This is a genomic window from Aureimonas ureilytica DSM 18598 = NBRC 106430 (assembly GCF_000382705.1).
Lineage (GTDB): Bacteria > Pseudomonadota > Alphaproteobacteria > Rhizobiales > Rhizobiaceae > Aureimonas > Aureimonas ureilytica.
Map to the genome: position 1 here is coordinate 43139 of NZ_ARQE01000011.1, position 15595 is coordinate 58733.

At 67.0% G+C, this 15595-nt stretch carries 15 protein-coding genes; 9 read left to right on the forward strand and 6 right to left on the reverse strand.

All coding sequences use genetic code 11. The features are described 5' to 3' along the window. Window positions 1-56: 56 nt before the first annotated feature. Entirely contained in the window at window positions 57-182 is a 126-nt protein-coding gene (gene ykgO / locus B146_RS0119825) for a type B 50S ribosomal protein L36 (protein WP_019998227.1), read from the forward strand. A gap of 213 nt (window positions 183-395) precedes the next feature. After that, entirely contained in the window at window positions 396-1004 is a 609-nt protein-coding gene (locus B146_RS0119830) for a tetratricopeptide repeat protein (RefSeq protein WP_019998228.1), read from the forward strand. Between the two features lie 153 nt (window positions 1005-1157). Here B146_RS0119830 and pyk read toward each other — a convergent pair whose 3' ends face one another. Then, on the reverse strand, window positions 1158-2594 hold the full coding sequence (gene pyk / locus B146_RS0119835; RefSeq protein ID WP_019998229.1) for a pyruvate kinase: 1437 nt from the start codon (window positions 2592-2594) through the stop codon (window positions 1158-1160). After that, window positions 2591-3061, reverse strand: a complete 471-nt coding sequence (locus B146_RS0119840; RefSeq protein ID WP_019998230.1) for a DUF1036 domain-containing protein — start codon at window positions 3059-3061, stop codon at window positions 2591-2593. The genes pyk and B146_RS0119840 overlap by 4 nt, the downstream gene beginning before the upstream one ends. 206 nt (window positions 3062-3267) lie before the next feature. Here B146_RS0119840 and B146_RS0119845 point away from each other — a divergent pair, with 206 nt between their 5' ends. Continuing rightward, window positions 3268-3573: a DUF1244 domain-containing protein gene (locus B146_RS0119845; RefSeq protein ID WP_019998231.1), complete on the forward strand. Its 306-nt coding sequence runs from the start codon at window positions 3268-3270 to the stop codon at window positions 3571-3573. A gap of 168 nt (window positions 3574-3741) precedes the next feature. Beyond that, entirely contained in the window at window positions 3742-3999 is a 258-nt protein-coding gene (locus B146_RS0119850) for a DUF2312 domain-containing protein (protein ID WP_019998232.1), read from the forward strand. A gap of 217 nt (window positions 4000-4216) precedes the next feature. On the opposite strand, the gene B146_RS0119855 is transcribed toward B146_RS0119850, so the two are convergent. The 3 genes from B146_RS0119855 to B146_RS0119865 form a co-directional block, all read right to left on the reverse strand. Next, the gene (locus B146_RS0119855) at window positions 4217-4645 is read right to left on the reverse strand and encodes a Ros/MucR family transcriptional regulator (RefSeq protein ID WP_019998233.1); all 429 of its coding nucleotides are present in this window, start codon (window positions 4643-4645) and stop codon (window positions 4217-4219) included. 732 nt (window positions 4646-5377) lie between these two features. Further along, window positions 5378-7228, reverse strand: coding sequence for a DUF882 domain-containing protein (locus B146_RS26765; RefSeq protein WP_019998234.1), 1851 nt, complete (start codon window positions 7226-7228; stop codon window positions 5378-5380). 185 nt (window positions 7229-7413) lie between these two features. Further along, window positions 7414-8805, reverse strand: a complete 1392-nt coding sequence (locus B146_RS0119865) for a sigma-54-dependent transcriptional regulator (protein ID WP_019998235.1) — start codon at window positions 8803-8805, stop codon at window positions 7414-7416. 95 nt (window positions 8806-8900) lie between these two features. Between B146_RS0119865 and B146_RS0119870 the strand changes: the two genes are divergently transcribed. Continuing rightward, entirely contained in the window at window positions 8901-10742 is a 1842-nt protein-coding gene (locus tag B146_RS0119870) for a M3 family oligoendopeptidase (RefSeq protein WP_019998236.1), read from the forward strand. Window positions 10743-10751: 9 nt separating this feature from the next. On the opposite strand, the gene B146_RS0119875 is transcribed toward B146_RS0119870, so the two are convergent. Beyond that, a complete protein-coding gene (locus tag B146_RS0119875) occupies window positions 10752-11723 on the reverse strand; it encodes a small ribosomal subunit Rsm22 family protein (RefSeq protein ID WP_019998237.1) in 972 nt (323 codons plus the stop codon). A gap of 175 nt (window positions 11724-11898) precedes the next feature. On the opposite strand from B146_RS0119875, the gene B146_RS0119880 reads away from it, so the two are divergent. The 4 genes from B146_RS0119880 (at window position 11899) to hemH (ending at window position 15591) form a co-directional block, all read left to right on the forward strand. Beyond that, complete coding sequence (locus tag B146_RS0119880) at window positions 11899-13344, forward strand: homospermidine synthase (protein WP_019998238.1); 1446 nt, start codon at window positions 11899-11901, stop codon at window positions 13342-13344. 129 nt (window positions 13345-13473) lie between these two features. Next, complete coding sequence (locus tag B146_RS0119885; protein WP_019998239.1) at window positions 13474-13932, forward strand: hypothetical protein; 459 nt, start codon at window positions 13474-13476, stop codon at window positions 13930-13932. Between the two features lie 62 nt (window positions 13933-13994). Then, window positions 13995-14369 carry a hypothetical protein gene (locus B146_RS0119890; protein ID WP_019998240.1) on the forward strand — a complete coding sequence of 125 codons (375 nt, stop codon included), beginning with the start codon at window positions 13995-13997 and terminating at the stop codon, window positions 14367-14369. Between the two features lie 157 nt (window positions 14370-14526). Beyond that, window positions 14527-15591, forward strand: a complete 1065-nt coding sequence (hemH, locus tag B146_RS0119895; RefSeq protein WP_019998241.1) for a ferrochelatase — start codon at window positions 14527-14529, stop codon at window positions 15589-15591. The last annotated feature ends 4 nt before the right edge of the window (window positions 15592-15595 follow it).

The window sequence follows — 15595 nt, forward strand, 5'->3', positions numbered from 1 at the left end:
TTGTGCGGCAGAGCGGATTGATCCGATCGTCGCCATCCTCACCGACGGTCAAACCCATGAAGATCAAGAACTCGCTGAAGTCGCTCAAGGGCCGCCATCGCGCCAACCGCCTGGTTCGTCGCAAGGGCCGCATCTACATCATCAACAAGCTGGCTCCGCGCTACAAGGCGCGTCAGGGCTGACGAGACAAGGGCCGGCGCAATGCCGGCCTTTTCTTTTGGGCGGTGCTTGGGTCCTTTCGGGTCGTGCCTGGTTCTTTTGGGCGATGCCTGGCTGCGAGACGCGCCGCTTCGCCCGCATGATGACGGTCTCACCGGGCGACACCTCTCCCCTCCGCCAGCGTCTTTCTTCCCCCGGATGATTGACGGCGCGCGGAGAGGGTCTACTCTCCTTCCATGCGCATCCTGACCCGCCTCGCTTTCGTGGCCGCTCTCCTGCCCGCCTCGGCGCTTGCCGAAGAGCCGGCAGCCGCGCCCTCTCCTTCTCCCGCGCCGGCCGCCGCCGCGCCCCTGCCCGGCGACCATGTCGGCCGGCTGGACGCGCTCTTCGCGCGGCTGAAAAAGGAAGCCGATCCGGCGCTCGCCTTGGTGATCGCAAACCAGATCCAGGCGGAATGGCTGCAGAGCGGCAGCGCGACGACCGATCTCCTGATGCAGCGCGCCGCGCAGGCCGTGGCCAACAAGAGCACCGCCGCCGCGCTCGATCTCCTGGATCAGGCGATCGTTTTGCAGCCGGACTTTCCCGAGGCCTGGAATCGGCGCGCCACCGTGCATTACGCCGAGGATCGCTACGGCCTCGCGATCGCCGACGTGGAGGAAACGCTGCGGCGCGAGCCCCGGCAGTTCGCCTCGCTCATGGGTCTCGCCGCCATGCAGGAGGAGTTCGGTCGGGACCGCCAGGCGCTCGCGACCTATCGCCGGGTTCTCGACATCTACCCCGCCCTCAAGGACGCGCAGGACGCCGTCCTGAAGCTCTCGGACGCCCTCGCCGGCGATCCCGCCTGAACCCACGCTCTTCGACGCCGAGGCGCCTTTCTGACGATAGGGAGCGGGCCGCGCAGGGCGCGCCCCCTCCGCCTTTCGGCGTGACGGACAGCGGATACGAAAAAGGCCGCGGATAGCCGCGGCCTTTTCCATTTCTCGTTGACCCTACGATCCTCAGGCGGCGTGAACGCCGTCCGAGCCGATCGTCGCGATGCGGATCATGTTGGTGGCGCCGGGCGTGCCGAGCGGGACGCCGGCGGTGACGATGATGCGCTCGCCGGGCTGGGCGAAGCCGTGCTCCACCGCAAGGCGGCAGGCCTTGTCCACCATGTCTTCCATGTCCTTGGCGTCTTCCGAGATGACGCAGTGCAGACCCCAGCCGAGGCTGAGGCGGCGCACCGTGCTTTCGATCGGCGACAGGGGCAGGATCGGGATCTGCGGCCGCTCGCGCGCCATGCGCAGGCCGGACGCTCCGGAGCCCGTATAGGTCACGATCGCCGCCACCTTCAGCGTCTCGGCGATCTGACGCGCGGCGAGCGACACGGCGTCGGCGCCCGTCGCCTCGGCCGAGGGGCGCTGGGCGAAGATGATGCCGGGATAAAGCGAGTCCTTCTCCACCTCGATCGCGATGCGATCCATCGTGGCGACGGCCTCGACCGGATACTGGCCGGCGGCCGATTCGGCCGAAAGCATGACGGCGTCCGCGCCCTCGAACACGGCGATCGAGACGTCGGACACTTCGGCGCGGGTCGGCACCGGCGCGGTGATCATGGATTCCAGCATCTGGGTCGCGACGACGACCGGCTTGCCGGCGCGGCGGGCGGCGCGGGTAATGCGCTTCTGGATGCCCGGAACCTGCTCCAGCGGCATCTCGACGCCGAGATCGCCGCGCGCCACCATGATGGCGTCGGACATCTCGATGATCTCGTCCAGCCGCTCGACGGCCTGCGGCTTCTCGATCTTCGACAGAAGGCCGGCGCGCCCGCGCGCCAGCTTGCGCGCCTCGGCCAGATCCTCGGGACGTTGGATGAAGGACAGGGCGAGCCAGTCGACATTCTCGGCGAGCACGGCCTCGAGGTCGCGGCGGTCCTTCTCGGTCAGCGCGCCGGACGTCAGGAGCGTGTCGGGCAGGCTGACGCCCTTCTTGTCGGAAATGCGCGTGCCGGCGACGACGAGGCAGCGGATCGAGCGCCCGTCGCATTCCAGCGCCACGAGATGGAGGCGACCGTCGTCGATCAGCAGGCGATGACCGGGGCGCACCGCTTCCAGGATCTCGGGATGGGGAAGATGGACGCGGGTCGCGTCGCCCGGCTCGGGATTGTCGTCCAGCGTGATCTTGTCGCCGGGCTGGAGGTCGACCTTGCCCTCCTTGAACTTGCCGACGCGCAGCTTCGGCCCCTGAAGATCGGCCAGGATGCCGATCGGGCGCCCCACGGCCGCCTCGACATTGCGAATGCGCCGCACGAGCTCGCGCATCGCGTCATGCTCGGTGTGGCTCATGTTGATGCGGAACACGTCGGCGCCCGCGTCGAAAAGCTTGCGGATCATCGCCTCTTCGGAAGAGGCCGGTCCGAGCGTCGCGAGAATCTTGACCCGTCGGTTGCGTTTCATGGCTTAGGCGTCTCCACGCGAGGCGATTCGGTGAGCTGAACCATCCAGCTTCCTTGTCCGCCGGTGTCATACTCCCGGAACCCCATCTTCTGGAACCCGCGAGCGAAGCAATCCTTGACCCCGACGATGCGGAACTCGTTCTCCGCGATGCACATGTCGACGGGGCCGGCCCAACGGCCGAGGCCTTCGGCATCCTCGGCATAGAGATAGTAGTAGCGCGAGTGCAGCTCGCCCTCGACGACCGAGCGGCAGGTCGTGGCGGGAATGCGCCACCATCCCTCGCTGACCCAGCCTTCCGCCGTGCGCTGGCCGACGGCGACGCCGACCAGCGTCTGCGTGCCGTTGCAGACGCGAAAATCCGCGCGGGCGGGACGCGACAGCGCCGGGGCGCCAAGAAGCGAGGCGCCGAAGGCAAGACACAGGGCGGCAACTGGAGCACGCAGCCCCCTGAGCGAACGGAACGGCATGGGCGATCCTTGCGCGAGGTAAGGGTTCGAACGGTCCGCACTGGAATAAGCGATCGAACCCGCAACGCAAGAGCCGCGTCGGCCAAGGCCGATCACGTTCGTCACCCGCCCTGCGTCGGCCTTGCGGCGGGCGGGCGCCGGGGCGATATCCGGACCGACGCAACCGGCACGGCGATCTGCCTTGCCACCGACCGGGAATCCAGCCCATGAGCCTGACGCGCGAACAGGAAATCGAGATCGAGGCCGCCGTCTTCCGTCGCCTGCGCGACCATCTGCGCGAGCGGGGCGACGTTCAGAACATCGACCTGATGAACCTCGCGGGCTTTTGCCGCAACTGCCTCGCCAACTGGTATCGAGACGCGGCCGAAGCCGGGGGAACCGCGATGACCAAGGAGGATGCGCGCGAGATCGTCTACGGCATGCCCTATGACGAATGGCGGGCGCAGAACCAGCGCGAGGCCTCGGGCGAGCAGCTGGCCACCTTCGAGCGGAACCGCCCGGGCGAACATTGATCAGGCGATCCCTCGCCGCCCTCCCCTTTCCGGCGCGGGTGGCGAGGGATCGACCGGGCGGGCGCGAAGCCTTGGCAATCGTCCGTTAACCATTCCACGTCATCGAAGAGAGCAGGAAAACGCGGCCGGCTCGTCCGGCGCCTTTGTCGTTCTTGAGAAGAGGCTCCCATGTCGAACGCCACCGATGATGTCGCCCAGGACCAGCTCCGATCCTTCGTGGAGCGGATCGAACGCCTGGAAGAAGAGAAGAAGACGATCAGCGACGACATCAAGGATGTCTATGCCGAGGCCAAGGGCAACGGCTTCGACACCAAGGTGCTGCGCAAGGTGATCTCGCTGCGCAAGCAGGACGCACAGGAGCGGCAGGAGCAGGAGGCGATCCTCGACCTCTACCTCCAGGCCCTCGGCATGGCCGCCAGCGCCTGACGCGGCCGATCCGCCTGTCCCCGGCTCTGCGGCCGGGGACAGGCAAGGCTGGACTTCACAGGCATGGAATACGAAAGGAGCGTCGCCCGGGAGGCGATCGCTCCCGCGCGGCCGTTCGGGTGCCACAAGGGCAAGCGAGCCGGGCTTGCGCCTTACCCGTAAAATGCGAAAGGGCGCGACCGGGGTCGCGCCGCCTTCGAAGGATGCCAGGGTGTATTCAGCCGCGCGCGCGGCGGCGGGTGTAGCCAAGGCCCATCTGCTTGGCGAGGCGCGAGCGGGCGGCCGCATAGTTCGGCGCGACCATCGGATAGTCGGACGGAAGGTCCCACTTCTCGCGATAGTCCTCGGGCGACATATTATAGTGCGTCATCAAGTGGCGCTTCAGCGACTTGAACTTCTTCCCGTCCTCGAGACAGACGATATAGTCGTCCGTCACCGATCGCTTCACCGACACGGCCGGCTTGGGCTTCTCGGCCTGCGGCGCGGGGGGCTCGACGCCCGCCTGGCTGAGCGCGGAATGAACGTCCAGGATCAGGCTCGGCAGGTCGCTGACCGGCAAGGAATTCTTGCTGACATAGGCTGCCACCACCTCGGCGGTCAGTTCCATCAACATGTCGGAGTTCTGGACTCCGTCGATCTCGCTCATCGTTTCAACCTGTCTAGAGACAACCATTCACGCCTGGAACAAGCCGCGAACACAACGAATTTAGAACCATTCCAAACAGCAAAAGCCAAGAAACGGTGAAGGGTTCCCAGTACGGAAAGTCCGCCTGTCCGGAAGCAGACTCAATCACTATGCCGGATCGCCAGAAAGCAGCCGGTTGGTATTCTGTGAATCCAGTTGCCATGTCAACTGCCACGATGCAACGGGAAACAAGGTGCCGGCTTTCGCGTCAATAGGATGCCGAACTTGCCAACACAACCAGCCGGTTTAGACGATAACCGTTAGGCCTCCAAACTTCATTTCAATTGCAGCGCAATATGTAAAGCGGAGGAAATTAGGCAAGTCCAACTCTTGCAGACCGTTTCCGCATGTCGGCGCAATATCGGGCAAATACACGTGTTAGCCGCGCTTCTCCGACAATTGAACCTCCCGAAATAGCGCAACGAGACTGCGAAAAGGCGGACTTCGACACAGTGAGGAGTTGTGCCCGGCGAGGGGCCACGTCGTCTGAAAAGAGGCGATAGGCCCCGTCTGGAGCGCCGCACTCTGACACCGGCAACCTGTCAGGCTGTTGTGTTCGCTTGGTGTCACCGGGTGCACCCTGTGCACAATGAGACGGAATGCCGCATGTTTTTCGTCATGGAGAAAAAAAAAGGGCGCCCGGAGGGGCGCCCTTTCGCGTTCGGTGAATGATGGGAGCCATCCCCGTTGGAGTCAGTCGAACTTGTGCACCGGCAGGAAGTTGACGGCCTTGCCTTCGAAATGCTGCGGGCCGGCGGGCGAGCCACCCTTGCGGGAGAACCCACGCGAGAACACCGCATTCGGGACATTGCTGATCAGCGTGTCGGCCACGGGCCGGGCCAGCTTCTCTTCGATTGCCCGGCGTTCGGGGCTGGTGATCAGGGAGGCGATGGCGATGCGCTTGGCGATCTGATCGGGACTGGCGCGGCGCACAGTGGTTTCCGCCTGGGGCTCGGCATCGCCGACCACGCGTCCGCCCCGCGCCGTCTGCGCAGCGCTCTTGCCCTTGGCCTTGGCGGACGCGACGGCCCCGGCGATGGGAGAGCGCTGCGGCGCGGCCGTCGGCTCCAGCGATGCGACCTGAAGGGTGGGCGCGGCCTCGGCGGGTCGGGCCAGCGCCTGGGCGATCGTCGATTGCGGCCGGGCGGAGGGCGTCACGACATGCTGGGCGACGGTCGTGACCGGAGCCTGCGGGACCTCGGCGGGCGAGGCGCTCGGCGGCACCGCGGGCATGGCGGCGGCGATGATCGCTTCCGGGGTCAGGCCCTTCTCGGCTTCCGCGACGATGCTTTCCTGCGAGGGGAGCGCCGGCTTGTCGCCTCTCAGGACGGCCTCGAAGGGCGGGCGCTCACGCGGCATGGGAACGGCATAGGCGAGCTGACCGGGCGCGGCGGGAGGCGGCTCGGCCTCTTCGAGCGCCGCGACCAGCGTCTCATCGAGCGCCTTGGCGGCGGCCGGTCGAGCGGGCGCGCTGGAGGGAAGAGGAACGCGCGCGGGCGAAAGCGCGGCGACCTCGACCTCCGCCGCCTCGTCCTCGCGGCGAACCGGCGCAACGGGAATGGCGGCGGGCGGCGTGGAGCGGCGGGGCGTGGAACTGTCGAACATGTCGCGCTCGGCCATCGCCACGCCGGCCGGCAGGGCGGCGGGGGGAGCGGGGCGGCTCGGGCGCATGGTGGCGACCTGAACCTCGGGCTCGGGCGTCGGCGCGGCGCGGGCCGGCGCCGGAGCGCGGGCCGGCTTGTCCACCGGCGCGGCCTTGGCCTCGGCCTCGTCCTCGGCCTCCTCGTTGCCGCCGCCGAACAGCATGGCGAGCAGCGAGCGGCCACCGCCCGAGCGCGAGGACGCGATCTGGATGTCGTTGGAACCCTTGCGCTTGTTGTAGGAGGCGAGCGCCGTCTCGTAGCCCGGCAGCGGCTTGCCGTCGGCGGGAAGATGGATCGTGTTGCCTTTCGGGAAGACGGACGCCAGTTCCTGACGGCTCATGCGCGGCCAGTAGCGGCCCTTGCCGGTGTCGTAATGGACGAAGGGCGAGCCGGAGCGCGGATAATAGCCGACGCCGCCGATCTGCATGCGAAGGCCGATGTCGCGCAGCTTCTTCAGGGGCACGTCGGGCAGATACCAGTCCACCGCCTTGCCGGCCATGTGCAGGCTGCTGCCGGCGACGCCCGAGGAGCGCGAGCGCAGCATGGCGTTGGTGCCGGGCGAGCGATAGCCGCCGATGATGTGGATGTAGGAGCGCGAGCCGGACTGGCGATAAGCCTCCCAGAGCACGTCCAGAAGGTTCGGGTCCATGTTGGTGGGCTTGTTCTCGCGCCAGTCGCGCAGCGCCCAATTGGCCTTCTTGAGGCCGTCGGGAAGGAACTTGCCGTCCCGCTTATAGGTGATTTCCGTCTTCTCTTTGAGATGGACGTGGTAGATTTTCAGCGTCCGCGTTTCGGCGCGCGCCGCTTCCGCTCCCGCCGAGGTCATCGCCACCAGGCCGACCAGGAAGATCGCGGCTCGCTGCAAGGCGCGTCGCGATACGCATTCGGTCCATCCGAACATGCGGACAAATTCCCCCGGTGTGTGTGTCGACGCTCCTGCTGCGGACCGCGACCTGTCCCCCGACCGGGCAACAGATCACAGCGGACTGCGGCATGAAAATGACACCTCTCCAATTTCTCGCCCAGTACACAAGAAACTGGTTAACGACCAGTAAAAATTCTGCCTTGCCCCGGCGCGGCCGGGCCCTAGGTCCCTGATTCGGGGGTCGAAACCCCGTAATCCCTGAGCTTTCGATAAAGCGTCGTGCGACCGATTCGAAGCAGCTTGGCGGCCTTCGAGGGCTGGCCGCCGCAATGTTGCAGCGCCCGCAGGATATGCGCACGCTCGACTTGCGCGAGCGTGGGGAAGCCCAGTCCCTCCCCCGTGCCGAGCGCGGGTTCGAGTGGGGGCGACGGCATCTCCTCCCGCCTCTCCGGCGTCCATCCGTCAGGCAGCGCGAAATCCTCAGGCCCGAGAATGGGACCTTCGGCCATCACGGCGGCGCGTCGCACGGCGTTTTCCAGCTCGCGGATATTGCCCGGCCAAAGGTGGCGGGACAGGCGCTCCAGGGCCTCCGGGCTCACCGTCGCGCCGGGGAGATGACGGGCGGCGAAGAGCCGGGCGAGCGCCGGGATCTCTTCCCTTCGCTCGCGCAAGGGTGGCAGCGCGAGGGGAAACACGTCGAGCCGGTAGAACAGGTCCTCGCGGAACCGGCCGGCCTCGACATCGGCGCGAAGGTCGCGATGCGTGGCGGCGATGATGCGAAGGTCCACGCGCAGGGGGCGCGCCGCTCCGATCGGATCGATCTCGCCTTCCTGCAGCGCGCGCAGGAGCTTGACCTGCGTGTCCGGCGCGAGATCGCCGATCTCGTCCAGAAACAGGGTGCCGCCGTCGGCTTCCGCGAACTTGCCGGGGCTGCGGCGCTCGGCGCCCGTGAAGGCGCCGCGCTCGAAGCCGAACAGGATGCTCTCGGTGAGATCGCGCGGAAGCGCGCCGCAATTGACGGCGACGAAGGGCTGATCGGCCCGCGCGCCGCCCGCCACGATGCGCCGCGCCAGCCATTCCTTGCCGGTGCCGGTTTCGCCGAGCAGCAGAACCGGCACCATGGAGCGCGACACGCGCTCGGCCGCCGTGAGAACCGGCCGCATCGCGGGGCTCGGATCGGGCAGAGGCTCGACGGCCCCGCCCCGCTCCTCGCGCCGCGCGCGAATCGCGGCCTCCAGCGCGGCGCGCGCCTTGTCGGGCGAAACGGGCTTCACCAGGAAGTCCGTCGCGCCGGCGCGCATGGCCTCCACCGCGCGGTCGAGCCGGCCCTCGCCCGTCTGGACGATCACCGGAACGGCATCGCCCTGCCCGCGCAACGTCCGCAGCAGGTCGAGCCCGTCGCCATCCGGCAGGCCGAGGTCGAGAAGGAGAGCAGAAAAGCGGCCGGGCTTGTCGGCGAGAAGCGCGCGCGCTTCGGCAAGGCTCCCCGCCCCGTCGCTCGCACCGCCGGCCCGCGCCACATGCGCCTCGCTCAAGCGCCGCTGCACTGGATCGTCGTCGACGATCAGGACATGAAAGGGCCTTGCAGCCGAGGGTTCGCTTTTCACGCTCATCGGCCCCATTTGACACGGCAGATGTGAAGAGTTCTCTGCCCGTCGGAGAGAGAACGGCTGACCGGCCGCTCCCCGACCCGTTTCGCGAGGTGTCCATGATCCGATCGTCCGCCGCCCCTTCGTCGTCCCCCCGCACCGGAGAGGAGGATTGGAGCGACCTGCCGCGCTGGAATCTGGCCGACCTCTATGCCTCGATCGACAGCCCGCAGATCGCCGACGACATCGCGCGCTCGCGCTCGCGCGCCAAAGCCTTCAACGAGCGCTGGCGCGGTCGTCTGGCGGAGGAAGCGCAAAAGCCCGGCGGCGGCGAACTGGCCTCCGCCATCGTCGAGTTCGAGGCAATCGAGGAAATTCTCGGCCGGCTCGTGTCCTATGCGGGCCTCGTTTATTCCGGCGACACGTCCGACCCGGCGAACGCCAAGTTCTACGGCGACATCCAGGGCGAGGTGACGGACATTTCCTCCGCGCTCCTGTTCTTCGGGCTGGAGCTGAACCGCGTGGACGACGCGGCGATGGACCGTGCGATGGACGCCAATCCGGCACTCGGTCGCTACCGGCCGTGGATCGTGGACCTTCGGCAGGACAAGCCCTACCAGCTGGAAGACCGGGTCGAGGAACTCTTCCACGAGAAGTCCGTCACCGGCCATGGCGCGTGGAACCGCCTGTTCGACGAGACCATGACCTCGCTGCGCTTCGAGGTGGACGGCGAGACGCTGGCGCTCGAGGAAACGCTGAACCTCCTGCAGGATGCCGACCGCGATATCAGGCGCAAGGGCGCCGAAGCGCTGGCCAAGGTCTTCGGCGAGAACGTGCGCACCTTCGCGCTGATCACCAACACGCTCGCCAAGGACAAGGAAATTTCCGACCGCTGGCGCGGCTTTGCGGACGTCGCCGATTCCCGCCATCTCGCCAACCGTGTCGAGCGCGACGTGGTGGACGCGCTGGCGAAGGCGGTGTCGGAGAGCTACGGGTCGATCTCGCATCGCTACTACAGCCTGAAGGCCAAGTGGCTGGGGCTGGATGCCCTTGAGTTCTACGACCGCAACGCGCCGCTGCCGGGCGCCTCGCGCCGCAGCATCCCCTGGGCGGAAGCGCGCGAAACGGTGCTCTCGGCCTATCGCGGCTTCGACCCGGAGATGGCCGAGATCGCCGACCGCTTCTTCGAGCATCGCTGGATCGACGCGGGCGTGCGGCCGGGCAAGGCACCGGGCGCCTTCTCGCACCCGACCGTGCCCTCCGCGCACCCCTATGTCCTCATGAACTATCTCGGCAAGCCGCGCGACGTGATGACCCTCGCGCACGAGCTGGGGCATGGCGTGCATCAGGTTCTGGCCGGGCCGCAAGGCGCGCTCATGGCCTCGACGCCCCTCACGCTCGCCGAGACGGCCTCGGTCTTCGGCGAGATGCTGACCTTCCGCTCGCTTCTGGAGAAGGCCACCGACAAGGCCGAGCGGCGCACGCTGCTCGCCTCCAAGGTGGAGGACATGATCAACACGGTGATCCGCCAGATCGCCTTCTATCTCTTCGAGCGCGAAATCCACACTGAGCGCCGCAAGGGCGAGCTGACGGCCGAGCGGATCGGCCAGATCTGGGTCGAGGTCCAGTCGCGCTCGCTCGGCCCCGCCGTGCGGCTCGGTCCGGGCTATGAAAGCTTCTGGACCTATGTCCCGCACTTCATCCACTCGCCCTTCTACGTCTATGCCTATGCCTTCGGCGACTGCCTCGTGAACTCGCTCTATTCGGTCTACGAGCAGGCCGATCAGGGCTTTCAGGAGAAGTATTTCGCCATGCTGCGCGCGGGCGGCACGAAGCATCATTCCGAGCTCCTGAAGCCCTTCGGCCTCGATGCGTCCGACCCGGCCTTCTGGCAGCGCGGCCTGTCGATGATCTCCGGCTTCATCGACGAGCTGGAGGCGATGGACCGAGAGACCAACTGAGCGGAGGGCTCAGGCGAGGTCGATGGCCTCGCCCCAATCGGCCCGGCGGGCGCGGCGGAAGGCGTCGCCGTCCCGCTTGGTCAGGAGGCGACGGCGCATCTCTCCATCGCCCTCGCAGAGCTTCAGATGCACCTTGCCGCTGCCGGTCTCCGGCGGCGCGAGGATGCGGGCCGCGCGCGAGGCCGGGGCGAGCCGCGTCGCCGCGACATAGCTGAACTTCTCGTCCTCCCAGGGCACTTCGGCGGATTTCGTTCGCAGATGAACGCGAGAGCGCGCCACGCGCCGCGCGAAATGGCACCAGTCCGGCGCCTCCAGGGGGCAGGCCTCCTCGTGCGGGCAGGGCGCGGCGATCGCGGCGCCGCTTTCGATCAAGGCGCGGCGCGCTTCCAGAATGCGCGCGTAACCGGCGGGCGTGCCGGGCTCGACGATCAGAAGCAGGCCTTGCGTGCGCGCCCAGAGCGCCTCCACGAGGGGACGCAGGCGCGCTGGCGGCAGTTCGTCGAGGACATAGGAGAGCGTCACGAGATCGGCCGACGGCGCGGCGTCCATGTCGCGCTCGACATGGCCCTCGCGCCAGTCGGGTCGAAAGCCGAAGGCCCCCTCGCCCAAGCGCTCGCCCATCGCGCGGATCGGCCGGCTGGCTTCCAGAAGCGTCGCGCCCTCCAGCGTGTCGAAGCGCTCGGTGGCGGCCCAGAGCGCGGTTCCCGGCCCCGCGCCGACATCGAGAAGCGTGAGCGGCGAGAAGTCGGCAAGCGCGTCGGCGGCCTCCCCCAACGCGCTCGAAAGCGCCGCGAAGGTCGCGGGCATGCGCGCGGCGACATAGGCCTTGGCGAAAAGATCGTCGGAAAGATGCAGCCGCCCGTCGCGCGTTTCGGCGCGGTATCGGCCCGACAGGATGTCGGAGGCCTTGCGCAGCGCCTCCCCGGGCACGCCCTCCAGCTCGGCGTCGATCGCGGCGCGCAAGGGGCGCGGCAGTTCCATCGAATGGTCCTTTCGCAAAGCGGGCGCGGCACGGGGCGAGACCGGGCCGATCGGCCCAAAAACGGAGCCCTTGCGGGCCTGCATAGCTGCCCGCCGTCCGCCAGCCTCTTTTATTTGACAGCAATCTGCTCTAGCCCGACCGGGAGAATCCAGTCCAGATCGAAAGGATCGTCGAATGACGAACGAGAACCACCCGATTCACGCCGAGATCACGGGTCCGATCGTGATGATCGGTTTCGGCTCCATCGGGCGCGGCACGCTTCCGCTCATCGAACGTCACTTCACCTACGACAAGTCGCGCTTCACCGTCATCGACCCGCGCGACTCGCACCGGCACCTTCTCGACGAGCGCGGCATCCGCTTCCGTCAGGAAGCCGTCACCAAGTCGAACTATCGCGACCTCCTCACGCCCCTTCTAACGGAAGGCGGCGGCCAGGGCTTCTGCGTCAATCTCTCGGTCGACACCGGCTCGGTCGATCTCATGCGCATGTGCCGCGAGCTCGGCGTTCTCTACATCGACACGGTGATCGAGCCCTGGCTCGGCTTCTATTTCGACGACAAGCTCTCCAATGCCGACCGCACGAACTACGCGCTGCGCGAGACGCTGCGCAAGGAGAAGCGCAAGAACCCGGGCGGCACCACGGCCGTTTCGACCTGCGGCGCCAATCCCGGCATGGTCTCCTGGTTCGTGAAGCAGGCGCTGGTCGACATCGCGCGCGACACCAATCTCGACTTCGTCGAGCCCGGTCCGAACGACCGCGAGGGCTGGGCGAAGCTGATGAAGAAGGTCGGCGTCAAGGGCGTCCACATCGCCGAGCGCGACACGCAGGTTGCCGCCAAGCCCAAGCCCCGCAACGTGTTCTGGAACACGTGGTCGGTGGAAGGCTTCCTGTCGGAAGGCATGCAGCCGGCCGAACTCGGCTGGGGCACGCATGAGAAGTGGCGCCCGAAGAACGCCAAGGACCACGAGAAGGGCTGCAAGGCCGCGATCTATCTGGACCAGCCGGGCGCCAACACGCGCGTTCGCACCTGGTGCCCGACGCCTGGGCCCCAGTACGGCTTCCTCGTCACTCATAACGAGTCGATCTCGATCGCCGACTACTACACGCATCGCAACAAGGAAGACGAAGTCACCTTCCGTCCGACCTGCCACTATGCGTACCATCCGGCGAACGACGCGGTCCTGTCGCTGCACGAGCTGTTCGGCGCGGCCGGCAAGATCCAGCCCGAGCACCACGTTCTCGACGAGAACGAGCTGGTGGAAGGCATCGACGAGCTGGGCGTCCTGCTCTACGGCCACGAGAAGAACGCCTACTGGTACGGCTCGCAGCTTTCGCTGGAAGAAACGCGCCGCATCGCCCCCTACCAGAACGCGACGGGCCTTCAGGTGACCTCGGCCGTGCTCGCGGGCATGGTCTGGGCGCTGGAGAACCCGGAGGCCGGCATCGTGGAAGCCGACGAGATGGACTATCGCCGCTGCCTCGAAGTGCAGCGTCCCTATCTCGGCCCGGTCAAGGGCTACTACACCGACTGGACGCCGCTGACCGACCGTCCGGGCCTCTTCCCGGAGGATCTGGACGAGAAGGACCCCTGGCAGTTCCGCAACATCCTCGTTCGTTGACATCTGACTAACGAAAAGTTGGTGAAAAGCCGCGGATTCGTCCGCGGCTTTTTCTTTAGCCGCTGGTCATGCTGGCGCCACGCGCTACCCTTTGGCTCGTTAACTGCTTGATGCGCCTTAGGAGTTGTCGTGGGCGAACCATCCGATGTTGCCCAGCGCAAGCGAATCGTCGTCAAGGAGATCATGGACGCGGTGATGTCCGGCTCGTCCGGGTCGATTGCGCGCCATTTTGCGCCCGGCGCGATTTTCTCCAACAAGAACAATGCCGGCGTGATCGACGCGCCCTGGTTCGACCGGATGGAGGGCGAGTATCGCCTGGCCGGCGAGGACGAGGCCAAGTCCTTCCTCAACGAGCTCTTGCGGCGGGCGAGCTACATTTCCTACAAGCCGCGCGGCACGATCGTCGAGGACGACGACGCCGCCAGCCGATGCGACTGGACGCGGCAGGACGAGAACGGCTCGCTCGTGACCGGCACGACCATGTACTGGTTCGGCTTCACCAGCGACGGCCGCATCCGCTCGATCGAGACGATCGCCTCGATCCATTCCGTCATCTCGGCGCGCCGCAACGACGAAACCGCCGCTTGACCGCACGCCTCCGAACCCCTCTTCCTGTTTCCAGCCCAACCTTCCTGCCGGAGCTTTCGACCATGCGCCCCGCCCTCGTCCTCGCCAGCCTTCTCGGCGCCGCTTGCGTGCTTTCGGGCTGTCAGCTCGAACCGCAGCAACAGATCGCCGTCGCCCCGCCCCGTGCGACGATCGAGGGCCAGTGGAACTCGGTCGGCGGTCCGGTCGCCTATATCTCGTCCTTCTCGGCCGGGCGCTTCTCCTCGCGCACGGCGGACGGATCGCGCGTTCTGGCCGATGGCTCCTACACCAAGACCAGCCCGACGCAGGTCGCCATCGTCTTCACCTCCACGACGCGCAACACGCGCGAGTCGGTGAACTGCAACCTGATGTCGGCGGACCGTCTGGCCTGCGTGAACTCGGCCGGCGCCCGCTTCGATCTGTCCCGTCGCGGCTGAGAGGCCGGGTCCCCGCGCGGCTTCGCCCGAGGGGAGCCGACCCACCTGTCGCATTGCCGGCCAAGCATCCGGCTCCCATATGCCCGGCGGCGCTCCTGGAGCGCCGCCGCTTTGCTTTCGCCGGCCCGAACGGCCCCCTTGTCCGGACACACCCCGCATGAACGCTCACGCCTCGCCCTCCTCCGCCAGCACCGCCATCGGCCCCCTGCCCGTCGGCCATCCGCCGGTGAAGCCGAAGAGGGTCGGCGTGCTCCTCGTCAATCTCGGCACGCCCGATGGCACCGACTTCAAGCCGATGCGGCGGTATCTGAAGGAATTCCTGTCGGACAAGCGCGTCATCGAATGGCCGCGCGCGGCCTGGTATCCGATCCTCTACGGCATCGTCCTCAACACGCGGCCGAAGAAGTCCGGCCATGCCTATGAGCAGATCTGGAACCACGAGCGCAACGAGAGCCCCTTGCGCACCTTCACCCGCGCGCAGGGCGAGAAGCTGGCGGTGCGCATGGCGGGCGAGGCGAATGTCGTCGTCGACTGGGCGATGCGCTACGGCAATCCCTCGATCGCCGAGCGGACGGCGGAGCTGCAGGCGCAGGGCTGCGAGCGCATCCTCTGCTTCCCGCTTTATCCGCAATATTCGGCCTCCACCACGGCGACGGTGAACGACAAGTTCTTCGAATATCTCTCGGCGCAGCGCTGGATGCCGGCCGTGCGAACCGTGCCGGCCTATCATGACGACCCCGTCTATATCGACGCGCTGGCCCGCTCGATCGAGACGCATCTCGCCACGCTCGATTTCGAGCCCGAGCGCGTGATCGCCTCCTATCACGGCATTCCGCAGAGCTATTTCCGCAAGGGCGACCCCTATCATTGCCATTGCCAGAAGACCTCGCGCCTCGTTGAGGAGCGGCTCGGCTGGGCCAAGGGCCGCTTCATGACGACCTTCCAATCCCGCTTCGGGCCGGAGGAATGGCTGCAGCCCTATACCGACAAGACGGTGGAGGCCCTGGCGAAGGAGGGCGTGAAGCGCATCGCCGTGCTCAATCCCGGCTTCGTGTCGGACTGCCTGGAAACGCTGGAGGAAATCGCGGGCGAAGCCGGCGACATCTTTCGCGAGCATGGCGGCACGCATTTCTCGCACATCCCCTGCCTCAACGATTCCGAGCCGGGCATGGACGTGATCGAGCACATGGTGCGCCGCGAGTTGCAGGGCTGGATCGGCTGAACGC